Annotated in this window: 1 protein-coding gene; it reads left to right on the forward strand. The window is 80.8% G+C overall.

Annotation, left to right across the window (positions count from 1 at the left end):
• Positions 1-189: DUF6643 family protein (locus tag CCN56_RS36025; protein ID WP_373412943.1), on the forward strand; the 189-nt coding region annotated here is incomplete at its 5' end.
• Between the last annotated feature and the right edge of the window lie 30 nt (positions 190-219).

Here is a 219-nt window from a genome sequence, read left to right on the forward strand (position 1 = left end):
GCCCCGTACATCCCGCAGCAGCAGGTGGCCCCGCGCGGCTACCCGGGCAGCCCGTACCCGCAGCAGCCCCGCCCGGCCGCCACCGGCTACGAGGCGATGCGTCCGGCGGCCCCGCGGCCCGCGCCGGTCCCGGCCCCCGCGCCGTACGACGACCCGTACAACCGCCCCTACCAGGGCGGAGGTTACTGACCGGCTCGCCCCCCGGCCCCCACCGGGGCC

This window comes from Streptomyces sp. NRRL B-24572, assembly GCF_002156145.1.
Classification (GTDB): domain Bacteria; phylum Actinomycetota; class Actinomycetes; order Streptomycetales; family Streptomycetaceae; genus Streptomyces; species Streptomyces vietnamensis.